Source organism: Streptomyces sp. NPDC086554, from assembly GCF_040686095.1.
Taxonomy (GTDB): Bacteria; Actinomycetota; Actinomycetes; order Streptomycetales; family Streptomycetaceae; genus Streptomyces.
Map to the genome: position 1 here is coordinate 576653 of NZ_JBFBJK010000001.1, position 24509 is coordinate 601161.

19 protein-coding genes and 1 pseudogene are annotated in these 24509 nt (G+C 70.0%); 16 read left to right on the forward strand and 4 right to left on the reverse strand.

Translation table 11 applies throughout. The annotated features are described in order from the left end of the window. Positions 1–23 precede the first annotated feature (23 nt). The gene (locus AB0O76_RS02525) at positions 24–1022 is read right to left on the reverse strand and encodes a hypothetical protein (RefSeq protein WP_365484305.1); all 999 of its coding nucleotides are present in this window, start codon (positions 1020–1022) and stop codon (positions 24–26) included. 104 nt (positions 1023–1126) lie between these two features. Beyond that, a complete protein-coding gene (locus AB0O76_RS02530) occupies positions 1127–2056 on the reverse strand; it encodes a DUF1720 domain-containing protein (RefSeq protein WP_365484308.1) in 930 nt (309 codons plus the stop codon). 136 nt (positions 2057–2192) lie between these two features. Between AB0O76_RS02530 and AB0O76_RS02535 the strand changes: the two genes are divergently transcribed. Continuing rightward, positions 2193–4817, forward strand: coding sequence for a valine--tRNA ligase (locus AB0O76_RS02535; protein ID WP_365484311.1), 2625 nt, complete (start codon positions 2193–2195; stop codon positions 4815–4817). Positions 4818–4885: 68 nt separating this feature from the next. Here AB0O76_RS02535 and AB0O76_RS02540 read toward each other — a convergent pair whose 3' ends face one another. After that, complete coding sequence (locus AB0O76_RS02540; protein ID WP_365484314.1) at positions 4886–5485, reverse strand: hypothetical protein; 600 nt, start codon at positions 5483–5485, stop codon at positions 4886–4888. A gap of 200 nt (positions 5486–5685) precedes the next feature. Between AB0O76_RS02540 and AB0O76_RS02545 the strand changes: the two genes are divergently transcribed. Then, on the forward strand, positions 5686–6849 hold the full coding sequence (locus tag AB0O76_RS02545) for a histidine kinase (protein WP_365484317.1): 1164 nt from the start codon (positions 5686–5688) through the stop codon (positions 6847–6849). Between the two features lie 237 nt (positions 6850–7086). Here AB0O76_RS02545 and AB0O76_RS02550 read toward each other — a convergent pair whose 3' ends face one another. Then, a complete protein-coding gene (locus AB0O76_RS02550) occupies positions 7087–8094 on the reverse strand; it encodes a rod shape-determining protein (protein ID WP_365484320.1) in 1008 nt (335 codons plus the stop codon). Between the two features lie 143 nt (positions 8095–8237). On the opposite strand from AB0O76_RS02550, the gene AB0O76_RS02555 reads away from it, so the two are divergent. From AB0O76_RS02555 to AB0O76_RS02620, 14 genes and pseudogenes are all read left to right on the forward strand, one after another. Further along, positions 8238–9758, forward strand: coding sequence for a folylpolyglutamate synthase/dihydrofolate synthase family protein (locus tag AB0O76_RS02555; RefSeq protein WP_365484323.1), 1521 nt, complete (start codon positions 8238–8240; stop codon positions 9756–9758). Positions 9759–9763: 5 nt separating this feature from the next. Next, entirely contained in the window at positions 9764–10126 is a 363-nt protein-coding gene (locus AB0O76_RS02560; protein WP_365484326.1) for a DUF4233 domain-containing protein, read from the forward strand. A gap of 72 nt (positions 10127–10198) precedes the next feature. After that, positions 10199–10612: a nucleoside-diphosphate kinase gene (ndk, locus tag AB0O76_RS02565; protein WP_365484329.1), complete on the forward strand. Its 414-nt coding sequence runs from the start codon at positions 10199–10201 to the stop codon at positions 10610–10612. 319 nt (positions 10613–10931) lie between these two features. After that, on the forward strand, positions 10932–11951 hold the full coding sequence (locus AB0O76_RS02570; protein ID WP_030362602.1) for a rod shape-determining protein: 1020 nt from the start codon (positions 10932–10934) through the stop codon (positions 11949–11951). A 192-nt stretch (positions 11952–12143) separates the two neighbouring features. Then, complete coding sequence (gene mreC, locus AB0O76_RS02575) at positions 12144–13097, forward strand: rod shape-determining protein MreC (RefSeq protein WP_365484332.1); 954 nt, start codon at positions 12144–12146, stop codon at positions 13095–13097. Between the two features lie 13 nt (positions 13098–13110). After that, on the forward strand, positions 13111–13785 hold the full coding sequence (gene mreD / locus AB0O76_RS02580) for a rod shape-determining protein MreD (protein WP_365484335.1): 675 nt from the start codon (positions 13111–13113) through the stop codon (positions 13783–13785). Between the two features lie 46 nt (positions 13786–13831). Beyond that, positions 13832–16006: a penicillin-binding protein 2 gene (gene mrdA / locus AB0O76_RS02585; protein ID WP_365484338.1), complete on the forward strand. Its 2175-nt coding sequence runs from the start codon at positions 13832–13834 to the stop codon at positions 16004–16006. Then, positions 16006–17211, forward strand: coding sequence for a rod shape-determining protein RodA (rodA, locus tag AB0O76_RS02590; RefSeq protein WP_365484340.1), 1206 nt, complete (start codon positions 16006–16008; stop codon positions 17209–17211). The genes mrdA and rodA overlap by 1 nt, the downstream gene beginning before the upstream one ends. Before the next feature lie 49 nt (positions 17212–17260). Beyond that, positions 17261–18817 carry a CYTH and CHAD domain-containing protein gene (locus AB0O76_RS02595; protein WP_365484343.1) on the forward strand — a complete coding sequence of 519 codons (1557 nt, stop codon included), beginning with the start codon at positions 17261–17263 and terminating at the stop codon, positions 18815–18817. A 95-nt stretch (positions 18818–18912) separates the two neighbouring features. Next, positions 18913–20838 (forward strand): TIGR03960 family B12-binding radical SAM protein, encoded by a 1926-nt coding sequence (locus tag AB0O76_RS02600; protein WP_365484346.1) that lies wholly within the window; start codon positions 18913–18915, stop codon positions 20836–20838. Positions 20839–20844: 6 nt separating this feature from the next. Then, positions 20845–21441 carry a GNAT family N-acetyltransferase gene (locus AB0O76_RS02605; RefSeq protein WP_365484349.1) on the forward strand — a complete coding sequence of 199 codons (597 nt, stop codon included), beginning with the start codon at positions 20845–20847 and terminating at the stop codon, positions 21439–21441. Positions 21442–21456: 15 nt separating this feature from the next. Further along, positions 21457–22851 carry a hypothetical protein gene (locus tag AB0O76_RS02610; RefSeq protein ID WP_365484351.1) on the forward strand — a complete coding sequence of 465 codons (1395 nt, stop codon included), beginning with the start codon at positions 21457–21459 and terminating at the stop codon, positions 22849–22851. A gap of 48 nt (positions 22852–22899) precedes the next feature. Beyond that, positions 22900–23703 carry a TIGR03936 family radical SAM-associated protein gene (locus AB0O76_RS02615; protein WP_365484354.1) on the forward strand — a complete coding sequence of 268 codons (804 nt, stop codon included), beginning with the start codon at positions 22900–22902 and terminating at the stop codon, positions 23701–23703. 236 nt (positions 23704–23939) lie between these two features. Then, positions 23940–24509: pseudogene (locus AB0O76_RS02620) on the forward strand (ribonuclease E/G); the annotation flags it as partial.

A 24509-nucleotide genomic window follows, 5' to 3' on the forward strand; every position in this document is an offset into this window, starting at 1 on the left:
TCCGCGCAATTCGATGGTGCCGATCAGAGCTTGACGCGGACTTCCTTGCGGAACTTGGCCGTGTTCTCTGCGCCCTCGTCGAGGTCGGCGGCCTTGCCGGCCATCGCGCTCGCCATGTCCGTGGTGATCACAATGCCGAGCGTGCTGTTGTCGCCCCAGATGCAGGTCGCCATCGACATCTCGCTCGGGCCCGCGGTGCTGCCGGTCCCTGCCGAGCCGCCGCCCAGGTTGAACTTCATCTCCTGGCACTTCATCACCGCGCCGTCGAGCCCGGCGGGGCTGTACGACTTGGGGGTGCCGACCAGCGTCATCGACTCGCCGCTGCTGTCACCCTCCTTGGCGTTCTTGTCCGCCTCGTCGAACATCGCGTCGACGAGCTTCTCGGGGTCCGCGATGTCGCCGTAGACGCCGTTGAATTGCAGGATCTTCTGCGACAGCGGGTTGCTCTCGTCTCCGGACTGGTACTGGGCCGCGACGTCCTTGGCGTTCTTCACGCCGTGCTTCTCGGCTTCCGCGGCATCGCCGGAGGTCATGCCTCCGCCCTCGCTGCCGGCCTCATCGTTCTTCTTGTACTCGGTGAGGACCGTCGCCGGCGTTATCAGCTTGTGCGGGCCGTCGTCCTTGACCCCGGACCCACCGCCGTCCGCCACGTCCGATGAGCCGCCCTTGCCGTTGCCCTTGTCGTCGTCACCGCCCGCGAAGACGAAGTAGCCGCCGACAGCGGCAGCGACGACCACGGCGGCCGCGGCGATGATCAGGCCGACCTTCTTGCCGCCGCCCTGCGGGGGCGGAGGCGGCGGGACCTGACCGTAGGGGGCCTGCGGCTGCTGCCCGTAGGGGCCGGGCTGCTGGGGCTGGCTGTAGTTGCCCTGCTGCGGGGCCTGCTGCGGGTAGCCGTAGCCGGGCTGGGGGGCCTGGGGCTGCTGACCGTAGGGGCCGGGCTGCTGAGGCTGCCCACCGCCGTACGGTCCGGGCTGCTGGGGCTGCTGGCCACCGTACGGGCCCGGCTGGTTGTAGCTCATTACTTGGGTTCCCTCCGTGCTTATGCGTATCAGACATCCTGACGGAAGCAGCCCCGGCCGATGCGACCGGGGCTGCTGAGCGAGACGCGCGATGTCGTGAGGCGTCAGGCCTTGACTCGGACTTCCTTGCGGAACTTCGTCGTTGTGTCGGCGGCGTCACCGAGCGAGGGGCTCTTGCCCGTCATGGCGCTCGCCATGTCGACGGGGATCACGACACCGACGGTGCTCTTGTCGCCCCAGATGCAGACCGGCATGCGGAGCTCCTTGGGGCCGGAGCCACCACCGCCCTCGACCTTCATCTCCTGGCACTTGAGGACCGCGCCGTCCGCGTCGAAGCTCTTGGGACTGCCGACCGGTGCACCCGTGTCGGACTCGTCCTCCGCGGCGTTCTCCTTCATCTTGGCGAACATGCCGTCGACCACCTTGGACGGGTTGTCGATCTCGCCGTAGACGCCCATGAACTTGATCATCTTCTGCGACAGCGGGTTGCTCTTGTCGCCCGACTGGTACTGGGCGTCCACGGGCTTCCCGTTCTTGACGCCGTCCTTCTCGGCCTTCTCCATGTCCTCGTCGTTGAAGCCCTCACCGGTCGAGGGCTGCTTCTTGTACTCGGAGAGCACCGTCTCGGGCGTGACGAGCTTGTGCGCCCCGTCGTCCGCCACCGCCGAATTGCCCCCGGAACTGTCGTCCTTGCCGGCGGTGAACCACCACACGCCGCCGCCGATCGCGACGAGGGCGACGATCGCGCCGATGATGAGGCCGGTCTTCTTGCCGCCGCCACCGGCGGGCGGCGGCGGAGGCGGAACCTGCCCGTAAGGAGCCTGCTGCTGTTGACCGTAGGGGCCCGGCTGCTGAGGCTGGCTGTATCCGCCCTGCTGCGGAGGAACACCCTGCGGCGCCTGCTGGGGGTAGCCATAGCCGGGCTGCGGGGCCTGGGGCTGCTGGCCGTAGGGGCCAGGCTGGCCCGGCTGCTGACCGTACGGTCCGGGCTGCTGCGGCTGCCCGCCGTACGGGCCCGGCTGGTTGTAGCTCATTGCGTGGGTTCCCCTCCGAACGCTTATGTGTTCCCGACATCCTGTACGAAGGAGACGCGCCATGGGGCGCGGGGCGGCAACCGTTACTGAAGAATCCGGTTTCGGGACGGGCCTGTGACACCTCTAAACTGAGCCCGTGACCGAGAACACTCAGCAGCAGAATCCAGCGCCCACCACCGAACTGCCGACCCAGTACGCGCCGGCCGAGGTAGAGGGGACGCTGTACGAGCGCTGGGTAGACCGGGGCTACTTCGCCGCCGACGAGAAGAGCGAGAAGCCGCCGTACACCGTCGTCATCCCGCCGCCGAACGTCACCGGCTCCCTGCACCTGGGCCACGCCTTCGAGCACACGCTCATCGACGCCCTCACCCGCCGCAAGCGGATGCAGGGCTTCGAGACGCTGTGGCAGCCGGGCATGGACCACGCCGGCATCGCCACCCAGAACGTGGTCGAGCGCGAGCTCGCCAAGGAGGGCAAGTCCCGCCACGACCTGGGCCGCGAGGCGTTCATCGAGCGCGTCTGGCAGTGGAAGGGCGAGTCCGGCGGCCAGATCAGCGGTCAGCAGCGGCGCCTCGGTGAGGGCGTCGACTGGTCGCGTGAGCGCTTCACCATGGACGAGGGCCTCTCGCAGGCCGTCCAGACCATCTTCAAGAAGCTGTACGACGACGAGCTGATCTACCGCGCCGAGCGCATCATCAACTGGTGCCCGCGCTGTCTGACGGCCATCTCGGACATCGAGGTCGAGTATCAGGACGACGACGGCGAGCTGGTCTCCCTCAAGTACGGGGACGGGGACGAGACCGTCGTCGTCGCCACCACCCGCGCCGAGACCATGCTCGGTGACACCGCCATCGCCGTCCACCCGGACGACGAGCGGTACAAGCACCTCGTCGGCAAGCTCATCAAGCTGCCGCTGACCGACCGCTCCATCCCGGTTGTCGCGGACGAGCACGTCGACCCCGAGTTCGGCACCGGCTGCGTCAAGGTGACGCCGGCGCACGACCCGAACGACTTCGAGATCGGCCAGCGTCACAACCTGCCGAACATCGCGGTCATGGACGAGCACGCGGTCATCACGGTCCCTGGTCCCTTCCAGGGGCTCGACAGGCTGGAGGCGCGCAGCGCCATCGTCGGTGCCCTGCGCGCCGAAGGGCGGATCGTCGCCGAGAAGCGTCCGTACGCGCACTCGGTCGGCCACTGCTCGCGCTGCAAGACCACCATCGAGCCGCGCCTGTCGATGCAGTGGTGGGTCAAGGTCGGCCCGCTCGCGAAGGCCGCCGGTGACGCGGTCCGCGACGGCCAGGTCAAGATCCACCCGCAGGAGATGGAGAAGCGCTACTTCGACTGGGTCGACAACCTCCACGACTGGTGCATCTCGCGCCAGCTGTGGTGGGGCCACCGGATTCCGGTCTGGTACGGGCCGAATGGTGAAGTCGTCTGCGTCGGACCTGACGACGAGGCGCCCACCGGCGAGGGCTGGACGCAGGACACGGACGTCCTGGACACCTGGTTCTCCTCCGGCCTGTGGCCGTTCTCCACGCTCGGCTGGCCCGAGCAGACCGAGAGCCTCGAGAAGTTCTATCCGAACTCGGTCCTGGTCACCGGCTACGACATCCTCTTCTTCTGGGTCGCCCGGATGATGATGTTCGGCCTCTACGCGATGGACGGCACCCCGCCGTTCCACACGATCGTGCTGCACGGCATGGTCCGCGACCAGTTCGGCAAGAAGATGTCGAAGTCCTTCGGCAACGCGGTCAACCCGCTCGACTGGATGGACAAGTACGGCTCGGACGCCCTGCGCTTCACGCTGGCCCGCGGCGCCAACCCCGGCACGGACGTGCCGATCGGCGAGGACTGGGTCCAGGGCTCGCGCAACTTCGCCAACAAGATCTGGAACGCCACGCGCTTCGCGCTGATGAACGGCGCCACCACCGAGGGCGAACTCCCGCCCGCGGAACAGCTGTCGGCCACCGACCGCTGGGTGCTCTCGCGGCTGAACGCGACGGTCGCCGAGGTCGACGCGTTCTACGACGACTACCAGTTCGCCAAGCTGTCGGACGCCCTCTTCCACTTCGCGTGGGACGAGGTCTTCGACTGGTACGTCGAGCTGTCCAAGACCACGTTCATGGGCGGCGGCGAGGCGGCGAAGGTCTCCGGCCGTGTCCTGGGTGAGGTCCTCGACGTCACCCTGCGCCTGCTCCACCCGATCGTCCCGTTCGTCACGGAGACCCTCTGGACGGCGCTGACCGGCCGCGAGTCGATCGTCATCGCCGACTGGCCGGTCGACAGCGGCTTCCGCGACGCCACCGCCGAGCGGGAGATCGAGACGCTCCAGCAGGTCATCACGGAGGTCCGCCGCTTCCGCGCCGACCAGGGCCTGCAGCCGGGCCAGAAGGTCCCGGCCCGCCTCACTCTGGACGGCACCGCGCTCGCCCCGCACGAGGCGGCCATCCGTCAGCTGCTTCGCCTCCAGCCGGAGGGCGACGCCTTCACGGCGACGGCGACCCTGCCGGTCTCGGGCGCCACGGTCGCGCTCGACCTGTCCGGCACGATCGACGTGGCGGCGGAGCGCAAGCGCCTCGCCAAGGACCTCGCGTCCGCGGAGAAGGAGAAGGCGCAGGCCACGGCGAAGCTCGGCAATGAGGCGTTCCTGGCGAAGGCGCCGGACAACGTGGTCGACAAGATCCGCGGCCGCCTCACCAAGGCGGACGCCGACATCGCCCGTCTGCAGGCCCAGCTGGACGGTCTGCCGCAGGCGTAGTCGTACGAGGAGTCATGCGAAAGGGAGGCCCCGGACCATACGTACGGTCCGGGGCCTCCCTTTGCCCGTTACGCCGTACGCAGCCCGAGCCGTTCCAGCTCCGCCTCCGCGAGGGCGTCCAAGGTTGCCGGGTCGGCGTTGCGCCAGCCCTCGGCGAGGCTGCCCGGAGTCGCGTCGGGGATGGCGTCGGCGGTGGCGGCCACCTCGTCCAGGGGGCGGAGCAGCGAGCGCAGGGCGAGGAGTTCGCGGCCGTCGTCGCTCGCGGCCAGCTCGTGGGCGGCTCCCGCCTGCCGGGTCCAGCGCAGCCGGCGGGGGAGCCAGCTGCCGAGGACGAGGCCGACGGGTACGAGGAAGACGGCGACGGCGCCCGCGGTCACCGCGGTGCGGACGATCACCGGGTCGCCGGTGTCGGCGGCGTCCGCGACGCCCCGCAGCGCGGAGTCGACGCGGTGGCCGACCAGGGGCAGCCGGGCGGCGGGGGAGCCGGGGGAGCCGGGGAAGCCGGAGACGGGCGGGGAGGCGGCCGATCCGGCCGCTGGGAAGGCGATCTTGCAGGCCAGCCGGTACGCGACGACAGCGGCGGTGGACCAGAACGCGATCCAGAGCAGGATCGCGCCGTCGCCGGCGATCTGGCGGGCCCGGAGGCCGTAATTCTGGGCATACCACATGGTCCGATTCGACCCTTGGCGCGCGGAACACGCGGGTAGCCGCGCCGGGTTGGGGGGTCGGCGTCGCCGAGACGGTCGAGTGCGGCCCCCCTCGACCGTCTCGGTCTGCCATGTGAGCGATGAAGCAAATATCGTCGCAACGTGCGCGAAATCACTGAATTCATGACATACGGCTGACGGATCGGGCCCAAGGACCTTGGATGATGGAGAGCATGCACGACCTGTCCGCCGCCCAGGCGATCCGCCAGGCGACGGCCACGGGCCGCCGTCTCACGGCGCGCTGGGCGCAGGCCCCCCGGGCCCAGGACGCGCTCACCGCGCTGAGCTGCCTGGCCCTGATGAGCCTGGACATCCCCGGCCTCGCCGAGGCGGACAACTCGCTCAACGGCCCGCTCGCCGCGCTGGTCCTCGCGCTCGGCGCCGCTTCCCTGATGGTGCGCCGGTCGGCGCCGTGGGTGACGTACGCGGTCGCGTTCGTCCTGCTCTCCTGGCTGCACGAGCTGACCCTTGCGCAGTTCGCGCTGTACTCCCTGGGCCGGTACCGGGGGCGGCTCGCCGGTGCGGTCGGTGTGCTCGGCTATGTGGCGTTCGCGTACGTCATGTTCAGCCTCCCCGGCTGGCCGGTGCACCGGGGCGACAGCCTGAGCTCCTTCCTGAGCCTCGTCGTCCCGATCGGCGTCCTCGCGGCGGGTGTCGGTGTCGCGGCCAACCGGCAGGACCTCGTCAGGGCGCTGCAGGCGCAGCGCGCGGAGACGGACGTGCTGCAGGCCGTGCAGCGGGAGCGGTCCCGTATCGCACGGGATGTGCACGACTTCGTGGGGCGTGAGCTGACGCTGCTGAGCGTGCGCTCGCAGGTGCTTGCGCGGCGGGCCGCGGGCGGGGACTTCGAGGACGGCTTCGAGGAGCTCTCCGACACGGCCCGGTCGGCGCATCGGATGCTGAACGAGATCATCGTCCAGCGGGGTGTGGACGGTGCGCCCACGCCCGGGCTCGACGCGCTGCCGGCGTTGGTCGCGGCGAGTGAGCGGGCCGGGAGTCCGGTCGACCTGCTGGTCGATGCCGCGGCGTACCGGCTCTCTCCGATCCGGCAGGCGGCTGTGCACCGGGTGGTGCAGGAGTGTCTGACCAATGCCGCGAAGCATGCTCCCGGGGAGCGGGTGGATGTCCGCGTGCGGCTCGCGGAGGGCGAGTTGCAGGTCCGCGTACGCAACGCCCTGCCCGTCGCCGTGCCGGTCGCGCCGGTGTCCTCCGGGACGGGGACGGCGGGGATGGCTGAGCGGGTGCATACGGTGGGCGGCAGTTTCTCGGCGGGGCCGAGCGGCGCGATGTACGAGGTCCTGGCCGCCCTCCCGGCCGGCGCCTAGCCCCGCCGCCCTGCTTCACCGCTCCCCGGCAGCTGGGGCTGTGCCCACCCGTTCCGCCTTGCGGAACGCCTGCCCACAGCAAGGACGGTCGGGTGGGTGGGGGTGTGGGGCGCCTGCCCGCAGCAAGGGCGGCCGGGTGGGGTGAGGGTGTGGGACGCCTGCCCGTAGCAAGGACGGTCGGGTGGGGTGGGGGTGCGGAGCGCCTGCCCGCAGCGAGGGCGGCCCGGTGGGTGGGGACTACGCCGCCGTCATCACCCGCTCCAACCCGTCGAAGTCCTCCACGCACTTTCCGCAGCCCAGTGCCACGCTGTCCAGGGGGTCGTCCGCGGTGAACACCGGGATTCCGGTGGCCGAGGCCATGCGGAGGTCGAGGCCGGGGAGGAGGGCGCCGCCGCCGGTCAGGACGATGCCGTGTTCCATGACGTCGCCGGACAGCTCCGGCGGGCACTCCTCAAGGGTCGCCCGAACCGCGGAGATGATCGCCTCCACCGGCTCGTCGAGGGCCGCCCGCACCTCCCGCACCGTCAGCTCCACCGTCTTCGGCAGCCCGCCCACCTTCTCGCGCCCTCGTACCGTGAAGGTCCGCGATTCGAAGGCGTCCTCGCCCGGCACGGGCCACGCCGAGCCGATCGCGACCTTGATGTCCTCCGCGGTCCGTTCGCCGATGAGCAGGACATGCTCCTTGCGGACGTAGTCCGTGATGGCCGCGTCGAGCCGGTCGCCCCCGACCCGCAGCGACTGCGCCGTGACGATCCCGCCCAGGGAGATGACGGCCACCTCCGTGGTCCCGCCCCCGATGTCGACCACCATCGAGCCCCGCGGCTCCGCGACCGGAAGACCCGCCCCGATCGCCGCCGCCATCGGCTCCTCCACCAGATGTACGGCCCGGGCCCCCGCCCGCTGCGCCGCGTGCACGATCGCCCGCCGCTCGACAGGAGTGACCCCGCTCGGCACGCACACCACCATCCGCGTACGGGGACGGCGCCCCGGCACCGCCTTGCGCACGAAGTGCCTGATCATCTCCTCGGCGGCTTCGTAGTCGCTGATCACGCCGTCCCGCAGGGGGCGGATCGCGGTGATGGACCCCGGCGTACGGCCGATCGTCTCCTTGGCCTCCGTGCCGACCGCGAGGGCCGTCCGCGCCCCCTCCTTGACGGCGACCACGGACGGTTCGTTGAGCACGATGCCCTGCCCGCGGACGTAGAGGAGGGTGTTCGCTGTGCCGAGGTCGATGCCTATGTCCATGATCGCCAAGTTTGCCCGGCGATCGGCGGGATGGGCGGGGCCTTGGTCCTGAATCGACCGGGACCAAAGTCCCGACAGGTCCCGTGCGGCGCCCGGGCAGGTCCCGACGGCGGCTGTCGGTGGCGCTCCGTAGACTGAGGTACGTGAGTGACCTCCCCCAGCACGACGGCCCGCAAGACAACGACGACAACGACGGTTTTGATGAGATCGTCGCCGCCGAGACCGACCGCGACCCCGACCTCGCGGTGATCGAGGCCGGCAGCCGCACCCTGCGCGCCCAGTCGGGCCCGCCGCAGAGCGACATCCCGGCCCGCCCCACCGACCCGGAGGTGGACAAGGCGCTGCGCGAGGTCGAGACGGAGCTCGCGAGCCGCTGGGGAGAGACGAAGCTCGAGCCCTCCGTCAGCCGCATCTCCGCCCTGATGGACGTCCTGGGCGAGCCCCAGCGCGCGTACCCCTCGATCCACATCACCGGCACGAACGGCAAGACGTCCACGGCCCGCATGATCGAGGCCCTGTTCTCAGCCTTCGAGCTGCGCACCGGGCGTTACACCTCGCCCCACGTCCAGTCGATCACCGAGCGGATCAGCCTGGACGGCGCCCCCATCGAGGCCGAGCGCTTCGTGGAGACGTACAACGACATCAAGCCGTACGTCGAGATGGTCGACGCCCAGCAGGAGTACCGCCTCTCGTTCTTCGAGGTCCTCACCGGCATGGCGTACGCGGCCTTCGCGGACGCCCCGGTGGACGTGGCCGTCGTCGAGGTCGGCATGGGCGGCAGCTGGGACGCGACGAACGTGATCGACGGCTCGGTCGCCGTCGTCACGCCCATCGACCTGGACCACACGGACCGCCTGGGCACCACGCCGGGCGAGATCGCCAAGGAGAAGGCCGGCATCATCAAGCCGGACGCGACGGTGATCCTGGCCCAGCAGCCGGTGGACGCGGCGCAGGTGCTCCTGAAGAAGGCCGTCGAGGTCGACGCGACGGTCGCCCGCGAGGGCCTGGAGTTCGGCGTGGTCTCCCGTCAGGTGGCGGTCGGCGGCCAGCTCCTGACGCTGCGTGGGCTCGGCGGGGAGTACGAAGAGGTCTTCCTGCCCCTGCACGGCGCGTATCAAGCGCACAACGCCGCCGTCGCGCTCGCCGCGGTGGAGGCGTTCTTCGGCATCGGCTCGCAGCACGCGCGCCCGCTCGACAACGACACCATCCGCAAGGCCTTCGCCTCGGTCTCGTCACCGGGCCGCCTGGAGGTCGTGCGCACCTCGCCGACCATCGTCCTGGACGCCGCGCACAACCCGGCGGGCGCCCGCGCCACCACCGAGGCGATCAGCGAGGTGTTCGACTTCAGCCGCCTGATCGGTGTGGTCGGCGCGAGCGGCGACAAGAACGTGCGGGAGCTGCTCGAAGCCTTCGAGCCGATCTTCGCGGAGGTCGTCGTCACGCAGAACTCAAGCCAACGCGCGATGGACGCGGACGAGTTGGCCGGTATCGCCGTCGAGGTCTTCGGCGACGACCGCGTCCAGGTCGAGCCGCGTCTGCCGGACGCGCTGGAAGCCGCGATCACCCTCGCCGAGGAAGAGGGCGAGTACGCGGGCGGTGGCGTCCTGGTCACCGGCTCCGTCATCACGGTCGGCGAGGCCCGACTGCTCCTGGGGAGGGGCTGACTCCTGTGCGTACGCTCTGTGCTTCGACGCTGATCGGCGAGTTCTTCGTCATCGGTTTCGCCGGTCTGGTCGCGATGAAGGACCCGGATCTGTCCATGGGCACGGTCTGGACGGTCAGCGGCATCGCGATGCTGCTGTGCGTGCTGCTGTGCGGAATGATCACCCGGCCCGGCGGGCTGCAGCTCGGCTGGGCCCTGCAGATCGCGCTCATCGCGAGCGGGTTCGTCGTGCCGACGATGTTCTTCATGGGCGCGGTGTTCGCCGTGCTGTGGTGGGCGTCGATCCACTTCGGCAAGAAGATCGACGAGGCGAAGGCCAGGTTCGCCGCGCAGGCCGAGGCGGAAGCCGGGGCCGAGGCCGGGGCCTGAGGTAACGCGGCGTAGTGGGTCCCGGTATCGTGCCGGGCATCCCACGTCGTAGTTAACTGCTTGGAGCCGCACATGACCCAGCGCACTCTCGTCCTGCTCAAGCCCGACGCCGTCCGGCGCGGACTGATCGGCGAGATCATCGGCCGTATCGAGCGCAAGGCGGGCTGGACGATCTCCGCGCTCGAGCTGCGCTCGCTCGACCAGGAGACGCTGGAGCAGCACTACGGCGAGCACAAGGGCAAGCCGTTCTACGAGCCGCTGGTCGACTTCATGTCATCGGGACCGGTCGTCGCGCTCGTCGTCGAGGGTGAGCGCGTCATCGAGGGTGTGCGTGCCCTGGCGGGTCCGACCGACCCGATCGCCGCGGCCCCCGGCTCCATCCGCGGTGACTTCGGCACCATCGTCCGGGAGAACCTGATCCACGCGTCGGACTCCGAGGACTCCGCCGAGCGCGAGCTGAAGATCTTCTTCCCGGGTGTCGCCTAGCCCGCGTTGCGTAAAGAATCGCGTAAATACTTCTGACGCATCGTCAGCAGGGTGCCCGCCCTGACCAGGGGTGGCCGAGGAAAAATCGGCCGCCCCTTGGCATATGCACCCCCATTGGGGGAACCCGTGCCTCCGATGGCACGTCTCCAGAAGCGGGACGGCTCATCATCTGCTGACAATGGCGAAGACCTTAGCGCCGTGTTCGTGCAGGCGAGACTACGATGTAAGCCTCCACGCCACACAGCACCCACCTCGCCTACCTAAAAAGCCATCACACGCTCCACTTGGGAAGGCCAGACGCATCCTCATGGGGAACAACATGTCGTTCATCGGCCGTGACATGGCTGTCGACCTCGGGACCGCCAACACGCTGGTGTACGTCAGGGGTCGGGGGATCGTACTCAACGAGCCGTCCGTCGTCGCGATCAACACCAACACCGGTGGCATCCTCGCTGTCGGCGCCGAAGCCAAGAAGATGATCGGTCGCACGCCCGGCAACATCGTCGCCGTGCGGCCACTGAAGGACGGCGTCATCGCCGACTTCGAGATCACCGAGCGGATGCTCCGCTACTTCATCCTGAAGATCCACAAGCGGCGTTACCTCGCCCGCCCGCGGGTCGTCGTCTGTGTGCCCTCCGGCATCACCGGAGTCGAGCGCCGCGCCGTCATCGAGGCCTCCTCGCAGGCAGGCGCGCGCCAGGTGCACATCATCGAGGAGCCCATGGCCGCGGCCATCGGTTCCGGTCTGCCGGTCCACGAGGCCACCGGCAACATGGTGGTGGACATCGGCGGCGGCACCACCGAGGTCGCCGTCATCTCGCTCGGCGGAATCGTCACGGCACAGTCCATCCGTGTCGCGGGCGACGAGCTGGACAACGCGATCATCCAGCACATCAAGAAGGAGTACTCCCTCCTCCTCGGCGAGCGCACGGCCGAGCAGATCAAGATCACCATCGGTTCGGCGTACGACATGGACGCCGACGAGCACACCGAGATCCGCGGCCGGGACCTGGTCTCCGGGCTGCCCAAGACCGTCGTCATCTCCGCCGCCGAGGTCCGCAAGGCCATCGAGGAGCCGGTCAACGCGATCGTCGACGCGGTCAAGACGACCCTCGACAAGTGCCCGCCGGAGCTCTCCGGTGACGTCATGGACCGAGGCATCGTTCTCACCGGTGGCGGCGCCCTGCTGCGCGGCCTCGACGAGCGGCTCCGTCGCGAGACGGGCATGCCGATCCACATCGCCGAGGACCCGCTGGACAGCGTGGCGCTCGGCTCCGGCAAGTGCGTCGAGGAGTTCGAGGCGCTCCAGCAGGTTCTGGACGCCCAGCCGCGCAGATGATGTGACGCGAAAAGGTCCGCCGTACGAGTGCCTGCCATCTCGTGCGGCGGATCGTTGATATAGAGGCAAGGCATAACAATTCCGCGGCGTCCGCAGACGCCGCGGATTCCGATTGCTTAGATTTGTGCAGAGTTACGCACAGTTGCTCAGAATGCCAAGGATTTCCAACTGAGGAAGGCACGGCCGCCGCACGTGAGGGACACACGAGAGAGCCGGCTGCTCCTGGTGCTGCTGATCGCCATCGCGTTCGCTTTGATCACGGTGGACATCCGCGGTGGCGAGGACTCGCCGGTCGGCGGTGCCCGCCAGGCCGCCGCCACGGTCTTCGGCCCGGTCGAGGACGGGGTCTCCTACGCCGTCGACCCGATCGGCAACGCCATCGGCGCGGTCCGGGACTCCGGCGACCGGCATGACCGGATCGCCGAACTCGAGCGTCAGAACGCCGCGTTGAAGGCGAAGCTCGGCAGCGACGACCGCAACCGCAGCAGGGTCAGACAGCTGGACAGCATGCTGAAGAAGGCCGGCGCGGGCCAGTACGGCATCAAGGGCGCCGAGGTCATCGGCATAGGAGCGGCCCAGGGCTTCTCCTGGACCGTGACGATCGACGCGGGCGCCAACGACGGGGTCAAGCGGGACATGACCGTCCTGAACGGCGACGGCCTGGTCGGCCGCGTCACCACCGTCGGCCCGAGCACCGCCACCGTGCTGCTCGCCAACGACCCCGACTTCACCGTCGGCACCCGTATGGAGAAGACCGACGAGCTCGGCTTCGCCACCGGACAGGGCGACCGCCCGCTCTCGGTGCAGATGCTCAACGGCAAGGCCAAGGTGAAGAAGGGCGACCGTCTTGTCACCTTCGGCTCGCAGGGCGACAAGCCGTTCGTGCCGGGCGTCCCGGTCGGCGAGGTCGTCCGTGTCGACCCGTCGGGCGGCGACCTGACGCGCAACATCTTCATCAAGCCGTACGTCGGCTTCACCAAGCTGGACATCGTCGGCGTCGTCGTCGAAGCGCCCCGCGAGGACCCGCGCGACACGGTTCTGCCGAAGAAGCCCGCCAAGCCGAAGCCGACCCCGACGGTGACCGTGACGGCCACCCCGTCAGGACAGCCCCCGGCAGACGGCGTCGACAACGGCAACGAGCAGTAGGAGCACCGGACCCATGCGCTTCAACCGAATCCTGCTCTCCACCGCCCTGGTCGTCGTCGCCCTGGTCATCCAGGTCAGCGTCCTCGCCCGGCTCCAACTGCCGGGCGCGGTCCCGGACCTGGTGCTGCTCACGGTGCTCGGCCTCGCCCTGGTCTACGGCCATGTGGGCGGCGCCCTCATCGGCTTCGGCGCCGGACTGCTCTGCGACCTCGCGCCGCCCGCCGACCACGCCGCAGGGCGGTACGCCCTGGTGCTCTGCGTCGTCGGCTATCTCGCGGGTCTGGCCAAGCCGGAGACCGGACGGCTCAGGTCCGCCTCCGGGCCGCTGGTCGTGGTCGTGGGAGCGGCTATTGGATCGACCCTCCTTTACGCGGGCGTTGGCGCCCTCGTCGGGGACACCGCCGCCCGCCATGTGGGCCTGGGCGGGCTGCTCTTCACGGCCGCCCTGTACGACCTGCTGATCGCGCCGTTCACGGTGCCGCTGATCATCGCGCTCGCCCGGCGCGCCGATAACGATCCGCTGGGGGAGACCTCCTCCGGCACCAAGGCCACCGACGTATCCGCCGGCTGGCTCTCCTCCGGCACCGGTCTGCGCATCGGCAAGCAGCGCGGCGGCGGCCTGCGGATGAAGGCGGCCAAGGCCCGCGTTGCTCGCGCCGGACGGATCAAGGGGGTCAAGCGCCTGTGAGCGCACGGAACTTCACGCCCGGCTTCAGCCTCAGGGGAGGGGAGAAGTGACCAACATCCCGGAGACCGGACGGACCCCACGGGTCCAGATCCGCCTCGTCGTCATCCAGATCCTCGTACTCTCCCTTCTGCTCACCCTCGGCGGCCGCCTCTGGTACATCCAGATCCGCAACGGCGAGGAGTACGCCAAGGAAGCCTCCGGCAACCACGTTCAGCAGGTCGTCCAGCCCGCCGTACGCGGCTCGATCCTCGACGCCCGCGGCGTCCCGATCGCCGACAACGAGACCCGTCTGGTCGTCTCCGCGTCCCGCACCGACCTGATGAAGATGAAGGACGACGGCAAGGCGGTCCTCGCCAAGCTCGCGGACGTCCTCGGCATGAGCGCGAAGGACGTCGGCGAGAAGGTCCGCCTCTGCGACTCCAAGACCCCGCAGCCCTGCTGGAACGGCTCGCCCTACCAGCCGATCCCGATCACCGACGAGGCGACGCCCAAGCAGGCCATGCAGATCCGCGAGCGCTCCGAGGACTTCCCCGGCATCACCGCAGAGCCCACGGCCGTCCGCCGCTACGCCGCCCCCGGCAAGTCCAACACCGCGCAGGTGCTCGGCTACCTCTCGCCCGTCACCGACGAGGAGATCAAGAAGGCCGAGAACACCGACTCGCCGTTCCTCCGCTCCGACCAGGTCGGCCGCTCCGGCCTCGAGCGGACGTACGACGCGCAGCTGCGCGGCAAGGCGGGCGTCACCCGCTACGAGGTCGACAAGCTCGGCCGCGTCCTCGGCAAGGCCAAGGACGACCCGACCGAGCCCGGAGCGAACGTCGTCACCAGCATCGACGCCCGCGTCCAGGCGCTGTCCGAGTACTGGCTCAACGACGCGATGAAGAAGGCCCGCAAGGAGATCGACAGGAACACCAACGAAAACTACAAGGCCGACGCGGGCGCCGTCGTCGTCATGGAGAACAAGACCGGACGCATCGTCTCCATGGCGTCCAACCCGGACTACGACCCGAACGCCTGGGTCGGCGGCATCTCCGGCAAGGACTACACGCGCATGACGGGCAAGCAGTCCAACTACCCGCTCCTGAACCGCGCCATCCAGGGCCAGGCGGCCCCCGGCTCGATCTTCAAGGTCATCCCGACCACCGCCGCGGTCAACGCGGGCTACGACTTCAACGGGAGCTACCCCTGCCCCAGCTCGTACTCCGTCGGGGGCCAGGTCTTCAAGAACTTCGAGTCCAAGGGCCACGGCAGCATCACGCTCGGCCAGGCCCTGGAGGTCTCCTGCGACACCGTCTTCTACAAGCTCGGGCACGACCAGTGGATCAAGGACGGCGGCATCAAGCCGAAGAAGGACGCCAAGGACTGGTTCTACAAGACCGCCCACCAGTTCGGCCTCGGCAAGGAGACCGGCATCGACCTGCCGAACGAGGTCACAGGCCGTGTCCCGGACCGCCAGTGGAAGAAGGACTACTGGAGGGACAACAAGGACGGCTGGTGCAAGCAGGGCAAGAAGGACGGCGACTACGTCCAGAAGATCGCGTACGAGAACTGCCTCGAAGGCATGAAGATGCGCGCCGGTGACTCGGTCAACTACGCCATCGGACAGGGCGACACCCTCGTCACGCCGATACAGATGGCGACGATCTACTCCGCCATCGCCAACGGCGGCACCCTCTACGACCCCACCGTCGGCAAGGCGATCATCAGCGCCGACGGCAAGCAGGTCGAGGAGATCAGGCCGAAGTCGCACGGCAAGCTGCCCATGGACGAGAAGACGCGCGTCGACATAGACGGTGCCCTCGCCGACGTCGCCACCAAGGGCACCGCCGCCTGGCGGTTCGGCGGCTGGCCGCAGGACAAGATCCCGATGCACGCCAAGACGGGTACGGCGGAGGTCTACGGCAAGCAGACCACCTCGTGGTTCGCGACGTACACCAAGGACTACACGATCGTGATGACGATCTCCCAGGGCGGTACGGGTTCCGGAGCCTCGGGACCCGCCGTCCGCAAGATCTACGACGGCATCTACGGCCTGGACGAGGACGGCAAGCAGGACCTCAAGAAGGCCCTGCTTCCGCAGCCGCAGAAGAAGCTGCCGAAGATCGAGAAGGACGGTTCGATCGACCCTCCGAAGATCAAGCCGTACAAGCCGGAGGCCCCCAAGGAGCCGAAGGAACAGCAGGAACTGGCGGGCCCGCCCGCGAACTGGAGGCGTGACTAGTGGCCGGCAACAGTGGCTTCTCCGTCCCCGGTTACGGGCCCGAGCGCTCGAAGATGTCGATCTCCCGACTGTTCGCCCGCGACTCGCTGGTGCGCAGGCTCGACTGGCCGATACTGCTGTCGGCGCTCGCGCTCTCCGCGATCGGCTCCGCGCTCGTCTACTCGGCCACCCGCAACCGCACCGAGCTGGTCGGCGACGACCCGTACGCCTTCGTGCTCAAGCACCTCATGAACATCGGCATAGGGCTCGTCCTGATGGCCGGCACGATCTGGCTCGGCCACCGCACCCTGCGCACGGCCGTGCCGATCCTCTACGGCATCTCCGTCTTCCTGGTGCTGCTCGTGCTGACCCCGCTCGGCGCGACCATCAACGGCGCGCACGCGTGGATCGTGATCGGCGGCGGCTTCTCGCTGCAGCCATCCGAGTTCGTGAAGGTCACGATCATCCTGGGCATGGCGATGCTGCTCGCGGCGCGGGTCGACGCGGGCGACCGGCTGCACCCCGACCACCGCACGGTCGTCCAGGCCCTCGGTCTGGCCGCCGTACCGATACTGATCGTGCTCCTCATGCCCGACCTCGGGTCGGTCATGGTGATGGCGATGATCGTGCTCGGCGTGCTGCTCGCCTCCGGTGCCTCCAACCGCTGGGTCTTCGGGCTCCTCGGCACGGGCGCGGCGGGCGCGATCGCCGTCTGGCAGCTCGGCGTCCTCGACGACTACCAGATCGCCCGCTTCGCGGCCTTCGCCAACCCCGCGCTCGACCCGGCGGGCGTCGGCTACAACACCAACCAGGCACGCATCGCGATCGGCTCCGGCGGCCTGACCGGCACCGGCCTGTTCAAGGGCTCGCAGACCACCGGCCAGTTCGTCCCCGAACAGCAGACGGACTTCGTCTTCACCGTCGCGGGCGAGGAGCTCGGCTTCGCGGGCGCGGGTCTCATCCTGGCCCTGCTCGGCGTCCTGCTCTGGCGGGCCTGCCGCATCGCCCGCGAAACGACCGAGCTGTACGGCACGATCGTCGCCGCCGGGATCATCGCCTGGTTCGCCTTCCAGTCCTTCGAGAACATCGGGATGACGCTCGGCATCATGCCGGTGGCCGGTCTGCCCCTGCCCTTTGTCTCGTACGGAGGGTCATCGATGTTCGCGGTCTGGGTGGCCGTCGGGCTGCTCCAGTCGATCAAGGTGCAGCGACCGTTGTCGGCCTAGCGCTGCCGTGGGGCTGCCCAGGGTTCCGTTTCGCGTCTAGATTCGGTTTATGGGGCAGACGAAGCGGGAGATCGAGCGGAAGTACGACGTCGCGGCGCCGCACCCGGCGCTGCCCGACCTGACCGGCGTCGCCGGGATCGCGAACGTCGTCGACAAAGGCGTCGTCGATCTGGACGCCGTCTACTACGACACGGCCGACCAGCTCCTGCTCGCCGACTCGATCACGCTGCGCCGCCGGTCCGGCGGCGACGACGCCGGCTGGCACCTGAAGCTGCCGGTGTCGCTCGCGGAAGGCGTACGGGACGAGATCCACGCCCCGCTCTCCGAGACGGTGCCGCGCGCGCTGTCCGGCCTGGTGCGCTCCCGGGTCCGGGATGCCGAACTCGTCCCCGTCGTACGCCTGTTGTCCGCGCGGGACCTGCGCCATCTCGTGGACGACAAGGGCGTACTGCTCGCCGAGCTCAGTGTCGACCGCGTACGCGCCGAGCGGCTCACCGAGGGCGGCGGGACCGCCGAGTGGGCCGAGATCGAGGTGGAACTGGCGGACGACGCGGACCCCACGCTGCTCGACAAGGTCGAGAAGAAGCTGCGCAAGGCGGGGGTGGAGCGCTCGACGTCGACATCGAAGCTGGCGAAGGCGGTCGCGGCGACGGCGCCGAAGGGGCGTAGGACCAAAAAGTCCGGGAAGAAGGGCGAGGCCTTCGCGGGCGTCGACGCCCCCGAAACCGCCGGCGACCACGTCCTCGCCTATCTCCGTGCCCAGCGTGACGCCCTCGTCGCCCTCGACCCCGCCGTGCGCCGCGACCTGCCGGACTCCGTGCACCAGATGCGGGTCGCCACGCGACGCATGCGCAGCGCCTTCCGTTCGTACGGGAAGATCCTCGACCGCACCGTCACCGACCCGATCGGCGACGAGCTGAAGTGGCTCGCGGGCGAGCTCGGCGTCGACCGGGACCAGGAGGTCCTGACCGAGCGGCTCACGGCCCGCATCGCCGCCCTGCCCCGGACGCTCCTCCTGGGCCCGGTGCGCGGACGCCTGCGCATCTGGACCGCCGCACGCCGCAGCGGCTCGCGGCGCAGGACCGTCGCCGTGCTCGACGGGAAGCGATACCTGGCGCTCCTGGAGTCCGTCGACGCGCTGCTCGCCGACCCCCCGCTGCGCAAGGCCGCCGCCGCGCCCCCGGCCGATGCCCTCCCCAAGGCCGTCCTGAAGGACCACGACCGCCTCGCGGCCCGCATCGAGCACGCCCTCGCGCTGCCGCCCGGCGAGGAGCGCGACCTGGCCATGCACGAGGCCCGCAAGGCCGCCAAGCGCGTCCGGTACGCGGCCGAGGCGGCGACGCCCGCGCTCGGCAAGCCCGCCAAGCGGTTCGCCCGCCGGGCGAAGGACGTCCAGAGCGTCCTCGGCGACCACCAGGACAGCGTGGTGGCCCGTGAGGTGCTGCGGAACCTGGCGATCCAGGCGCACGCTGCGGGCGAGACGGCCTTCACCTGGGGACTCCTGTACGGCCAGGAGGAGGCCACCGCCGCCGAGCGCGAGCGTGAGCTGCCGGAGGTGTGGCGCCGGGCCTCGCGGCCGAAACTTCGGGCGGCGCTGAGCGGCTGAGCGCCGCTGCGGGGGTTTTTCCGCCGTGCCAGGGGCGGCTCTCAACCGGGTTACGCTTGTGAGTCGCCCCCCTGCCAGCTCACGAAAGTCGCGAGATGCCTGTCGAGTCGGTCTTCCCACAGCTCGAAGCTCTGCTCCCGCATGTGCAGAAGCCCATCCAGTATGTCGGCGGTGAGCTCAACTCCACCGTCAAGCCGTGGGACAGCTGCGACGTCCGCTGGGCGCTCATGTACCCGGACGCGTACGAGGTCGGGCTGCCCAACCAGGGCGTCATGATCCTCTACGAGGTACTGAACGAGCGCGAGGGCGTCCTCGCCGAGCGCACGTACAGCGTGTGGCCCGACCTCGAAGAGCTGATGCGGGAGCACAAGGTCCCGCAGTTCACCGTGGACAGCCACCGCCCCGTCGGCGCCTTCGACGTGTTCGGGCTCAGCTTCTCCACCGAGCTCGGCTACACGAACATGCTCACGGCCCTCGACCTGGCCGGGATTCCGCTGGAGTCCAAGAACCGCACGATCGACGACCCGATCGTCCTCGCAGGCGGCCACGCGGCCTTCAACCCCGAGCCGATCGCGGAGTTCATCGACTGCGCGGTCATCGGCGACGGCGAGCAGGCCGTGCTCGACATGACCGCGATCATCCGCGAGTGGAAGGCCGAGGGCCGCCCCGGCGGCCGCGAGGAAGTCCTCTTCCGGCTCGCGCGCACCGGTTCGGTCTACGTCCCCGGGTTCTACGACGTCGAGTACCTCCCGGACGGGCGGATCGGCCGCGTCGTACCGAACAAGTCCGGTGTCCCGTGGCGCGTGTCCAAGCACACCGTCATGGACCTGGACGAGTGGCCCTACCCGAAGCAGCCCCTCGTGCCGCTCGCGGAGACCGTCCACGAGCGCATGTCCGTCGAGATCTTCCGCGGCTGCACCCGCGGCTGCCGTTTCTGCCAGGCCGGCATGATCACGCGCCCCGTGCGGGAGCGAAGCATCACCGGCATCGGCGACATGGTCGAGAAGGGTCTGAAGGCGACCGGCTTCGAAGAGGTCGGCCTGCTCTCCCTCTCCTCCGCGGACCACACCGAGATCGCGGACGTCGCCAAGGGCCTCGCCGACCGGTACGAGGAGGACAAGATCGGCCTGTCCCTCCCCTCGACCCGCGTCGACGCCTTCAACATCGACCTCGCGAACGAACTGACGCGCAACGGCCGACGCTCCGGGCTCACCTTCGCCCCCGAGGGCGGCAGCGAGCGCATCCGCAAGGTCATCAACAAGATGGTCTCGGAGGACGACCTCATCCGGACCGTCTCCACCGCGTACGGCAACGGCTGGCGTCAGGTGAAGCTGTACTTCATGTGCGGCCTGCCCACCGAGACCGACGACGACGTGCTGCAGATCGCCGACATGGCGACCCGCGTGATCGCCGAGGGCCGCAAGGTCTCCGGCCAGAACGACATCCGCTGCACGGTCTCCATCGGCGGCTTCGTGCCCAAGCCGCACACGCCGTTCCAGTGGGCCCCGCAGCTGTCGGCCGAGGAGACGGACGCCCGCCTCACCAAGCTGCGCGACAAGATCCGCGGCGACAAGAAGTACGGCCGCTCGATCGGCTTCCGCTACCACGACGGCAAGCCCGGCATCGTCGAGGGCCTGCTCTCGCGCGGCGACCGCCGCATCGGCTCCGTCATCCGTGCCGTGTACGAGGACGGCGGCCGCTTCGACGGCTGGCGCGAGCACTTCAGCTACGACCGCTGGATGGCCTGCGCCGAGAAGACGCTGCCCGGCTTCGGCGTGGACGTCGACTGGTACACGACGCGTGAGCGTACGTACGAGGAAGTCCTGCCCTGGGACCACCTGGACTCCGGTCTCGACAAGGACTGGCTCTGGGACGACTGGCAGGACTCGCTCGACGAGACCGAGGTCGAGGACTGCCGCTGGACCCCCTGCTTCGACTGCGGCGTGTGCCCGCAGATGCAGACCGAGATCCAGATCGGCCCGACCGGCAAGAAGCTGCTTCCGCTGACGGTCGTGAAGTAGAAGTTGATGTCGCAGCCGGGGCCGGTGGCCGGAGCGGGTCCTCGACTCGCCCTGCCCACCGGCCTCGTGCATCTCTCCTTCGTCGCCGCGATGGAGGAGTTCCGCGCCGAGGGGCGCGGCGGCCCGGACGACGACACGACGCTCGGCCGGACCCTGCGCGACTACGGCGACAAGTGGCACGACCCGGTGGTCTTCGAGCGCTACGTCAGGGAAGTCCGCGCCGCCGCCCGCCCCGTCGAGCCGCTCTCCGTCCCCGTGACGACCCTCTGGTACGCCGACGGTGCCGACTACTTCGGCCGCATCGCCATCCGGCACAACGTCGCCACGCGCTTCCTGCGTGAGTACGGCGGTCACATCGGCTACGACGTACGCCCCACCGCCCGCCGCCGCGGCCACGCCACGGCGATGCTGATCGGCTGCCTGCCGTACGCCCGTGAACTGGGCCTGGAATCCGTCCTGGTGACCTGCGACACCGACAACACCGGTTCGCGCAAGGTGATCGAGGCCGCGGGCGGCGTCTTCGAGGACGAGCGGGGCGGAAAGCTCCGTTACTGGGTCCGGACCGGCTCGCGGCCGGATTCACCGAACCAGCACCCGCACTGACGCGTCTAGGACGGCATGGACCTGGAAAAACGGCCTCCCCGGCAAGAGAGTGCGCCGGAGCCGAGGCAGGCCGAGGGATGTCTCGCGGTCGCGATCCGCATTCCGGTGCGGATCGTCGTGCTGGTGCTCGTCGTCCCGGTGCGTCTGGTGTGGGACGGGCTCGCCGCCTGTGGGCGCTTCGTGTACTTCAGAGGGCTGCGGCCGGTGGGGCGCGCGTTCGCCTGGCTGGGGCGGACGCTGATCGTGACGCCGCTGGAGTGGCTGAACGAGTACATCTTCACGCCGGTCGCACGGGGCATCGGCATCGCCACGGTCTGGCTGCTCAAGGCGCTGTTCGTGTGGCCGTGGGTGGGTCTTTGGCGGTATGTCGTGGTGCCGGTCGGCCGGGGTCTCGGCTGGCTGGGGCGGGTCCTCGTGGTGGTGCCCGCCGTGTGGCTGTACGCGTCCGTCCTCACCCCGCTCGGGCAGGGGATCGCCTGGTGCGTGCGGGGGACCGGCGCCGCGCTCGCGTGGCTGGGGCGGACGCTCTTCGTGATCCCGGCCGTGTGGCTGTACCGGTCGGTGCTCACGCCGATCGGGCACGGCATCACCTGGCTCGCGCGGGCGATCGGCGCCGGGCTCGCGGCCACGGGGCGCGGCATCGGCATCGGCGCGGTGTGGCTGCTCAAGGCGCTGTTCGTGTGGCCGTGGGTGGCTCTTTGGCGGTACGTGGTCGTGCCGGTCGGCCGGGGTCTCGCCTGGCTGGGGCGGGTGCTCGTGGTGATCCCCGCCGTATGGCTGTACGCCGCCGTCCTCACGCCGATCGGGCACGGCATCGCCTGGCTGGGGCGCGGGATCTGGGCCGGTGTCGCCTGGGTCGGCCGTGGAATCGCCTGGGTCGGGGCGGGGATCGCGGCCGGTGTCGGGTGGCTGCTGCGGGGCATCGGCACCCTGCTGCGCTGGATCTTCGTGGTACCCGTCGTCGCCGTGTGGCGCTGGGTTTTCGTGCCCGTCGGGCGCGCCATCGGTGTCGTCCTGCGCGAGATCGGCGCGGCGCTCGGACACGCCTGGCGGGTCGCGGGACATGTGTCGCGGGCCGTGTGGCGGTTCTTCGGCAGGCTCCTGCGCTGGGTCTTCGTCGACCCGGTGCGCTGGGTCTACCGCTCCGTCCTCACACCCGTCGGGCACGTCCTGCGCGACGGGGTCTGGCGGCCCGCCGTCCAGGCCGCGAAGGAGGCCGGACGCGCCACCCGGCAGGCGCTCGCATCAACCCGCCGCAGCGTGCGCGAGGCGCGGGCCGACGTACGGCGGATGCTGTTCGGGGCGCCGCACGAGCCCGAACCGGTGCCGGTGCCCGAGGCCCGGCGGGAACCAGTTCCGGCCGAGGCACGTACTCTAGGTAGCAGTACGACCGCACTCACGAAGGACTGAACGACACTGGGCAAGCGACAGCCCGTAGGCCCGCCGCCCGCTCCCGCGGTGCAGCGCATCCGCCTGCGCTACACCAAGCGCGGCCGCCTCCGGTTCACCAGCCACCGTGACTTCCAGCGCGCCTTCGAGCGGGCGCTGCGCCGCGCCGAGGTGCCCATGGCGTACTCGGCGGGGTTCACCCCGCACCCGAAGGTGTCGTACGCCAATGCCGCACCCACCGGCACGGGCAGTGAGGCCGAGTACCTGGAGATCGCGCTCACCGAGCAGCGTGACCCCGACAAGCTGCGCGAGCTGCTCGACGAGTCGATGCCGGTCGGACTCGACATCATCGACGCCGTCGAGTCGCACACCTCCGGGCTCGCCGACCGGCTCACCGCGTCCATCTGGGAGCTGCGCCTCGACGGCGTGGAGCCCGCGGACGCCGAGCGGGCCGCCGAGGCCTTCCGGGCCGCGGAGAGTGTCGAGGTCCAGCGCCGCACGAAGAACGGCATCCGGACCTTCGACGCCCGCGAGGCCGTCGTGAGCCTCCAGGCGGTCACGGCTGACGAAGCGCTTGCTCACGACACTGATAGGCCGACCGACCAGCCCTGTGCGATACTGCGGCTGGTTGTTCGGCACGTGACACCTGCCGTACGACCCGACGACGTCCTGTCCGGTCTCCGAGCTGTGGCCGACCTGGCGCCGCCGGTCCCCGCAGCGGTGACCAGGCTGGCGCAGGGGCTCCTTGACGAAGAGACCGGCACGGTGACCGACCCGCTCGCGCCCGACCGCGAGGCAGCCACCGCCCCACTTGTGAACGAAGGGGCAGCCGCTGCCGCCGCGAAGGCGTCGGCGCCGGAAGGTCCCGCGTAGGGACACGTCGTAGCGCAGCCCTTGTACTCGGGAGCCACCTGGGTCGGGCAGCGCACTGACCGAGACTTTCGCCAGGCCGTTCGCATTTGGGCGTACGGAACCGGCGAGACAGACACATAGAGCTCCCGTGCGGCGCCCACGCCCCCGGATGGCGGCCCCGCGTAGGACATAGCGAGGGCCGCGGACATCACCGGACCAGGCGCGGCGCCCGGGGGCCTGACGGGAGAACCGCCCGCATGCTTGAGCCGAACGAACCCACTGAGGGCTCGGACAACAACAGCCCCAGCGACACCTTGCCGCCGCGCCGTAGGCGCCGTGCGGCGTCGCGCCCGGCGGGCCCGCCCGCGGGTACCGCCAAGGCCACGGCGCCGGCCATACCGGCCGCCCCCGCCGCCGATGAGACCGAAGAGGCCGTAGCGGCCGACGCGGTGGCCGAGACCGCCGTGGCTGAGACCGCGCCCGTCGAGGAGGCGGCTCCCGCCCCCCGTACGCGCCGTCGTGCCACCCGCCGTGCCTCCGCACCGGCCGGTGCACCGCAGGCCGCCGAGGCCGAGGCTCCCGCTGCCGAGCCCGCGAAGACCGAGCCCGCGAAGGCCGAGCCCACCAAGACCGAGGACGAGGCCGAGGCCGAGGAGGCCGCTCCGGCCGCCGCCCGTCCGCGTCGCCGTGCGACCCGTCGCGCCTCCGCACCGGCCGGTGCGCCGCAGGCCGCCGTCGAGACGCCGGCCGCCGAGCCCGCCGCCGCGCAGGACGAGGAGCCCGTGACCGCCGCCGAGCCCGAGCCGCAGCCGGAGGCCGGTGACGCC

Excerpts from the sequence above, each read along its gene's own strand:
- AB0O76_RS02525 (WP_365484305.1), bottom strand. The coding sequence starts at position 1,022 with ATGAGCTACAACCAGCCGGGCCCGTACGGTGGCCAGCAGCCCCAGCAG.
- AB0O76_RS02530 (WP_365484308.1), bottom strand. The coding sequence starts at position 2,056 with ATGAGCTACAACCAGCCGGGCCCGTACGGCGGGCAGCCGCAGCAGCCC.
- AB0O76_RS02540 (WP_365484314.1), bottom strand. The coding sequence starts at position 5,485 with ATGTGGTATGCCCAGAATTACGGCCTCCGGGCCCGCCAGATCGCCGGC.
- AB0O76_RS02545 (WP_365484317.1), top strand. The coding sequence starts at position 5,686 with ATGATGGAGAGCATGCACGACCTGTCCGCCGCCCAGGCGATCCGCCAG.
- AB0O76_RS02550 (WP_365484320.1), bottom strand. The coding sequence starts at position 8,094 with ATGGACATAGGCATCGACCTCGGCACAGCGAACACCCTCCTCTACGTC.
- ndk (WP_365484329.1), top strand. The coding sequence starts at position 10,199 with ATGACCCAGCGCACTCTCGTCCTGCTCAAGCCCGACGCCGTCCGGCGC.
- AB0O76_RS02570 (WP_030362602.1), top strand. The coding sequence starts at position 10,932 with ATGTCGTTCATCGGCCGTGACATGGCTGTCGACCTCGGGACCGCCAAC.
- mreD (WP_365484335.1), top strand. The coding sequence starts at position 13,111 with ATGCGCTTCAACCGAATCCTGCTCTCCACCGCCCTGGTCGTCGTCGCC.
- AB0O76_RS02595 (WP_365484343.1), top strand. The coding sequence starts at position 17,261 with ATGGGGCAGACGAAGCGGGAGATCGAGCGGAAGTACGACGTCGCGGCG.
- AB0O76_RS02600 (WP_365484346.1), top strand. The coding sequence starts at position 18,913 with ATGCCTGTCGAGTCGGTCTTCCCACAGCTCGAAGCTCTGCTCCCGCAT.
- AB0O76_RS02605 (WP_365484349.1), top strand. The coding sequence starts at position 20,845 with ATGTCGCAGCCGGGGCCGGTGGCCGGAGCGGGTCCTCGACTCGCCCTG.
- AB0O76_RS02610 (WP_365484351.1), top strand. The coding sequence starts at position 21,457 with ATGGACCTGGAAAAACGGCCTCCCCGGCAAGAGAGTGCGCCGGAGCCG.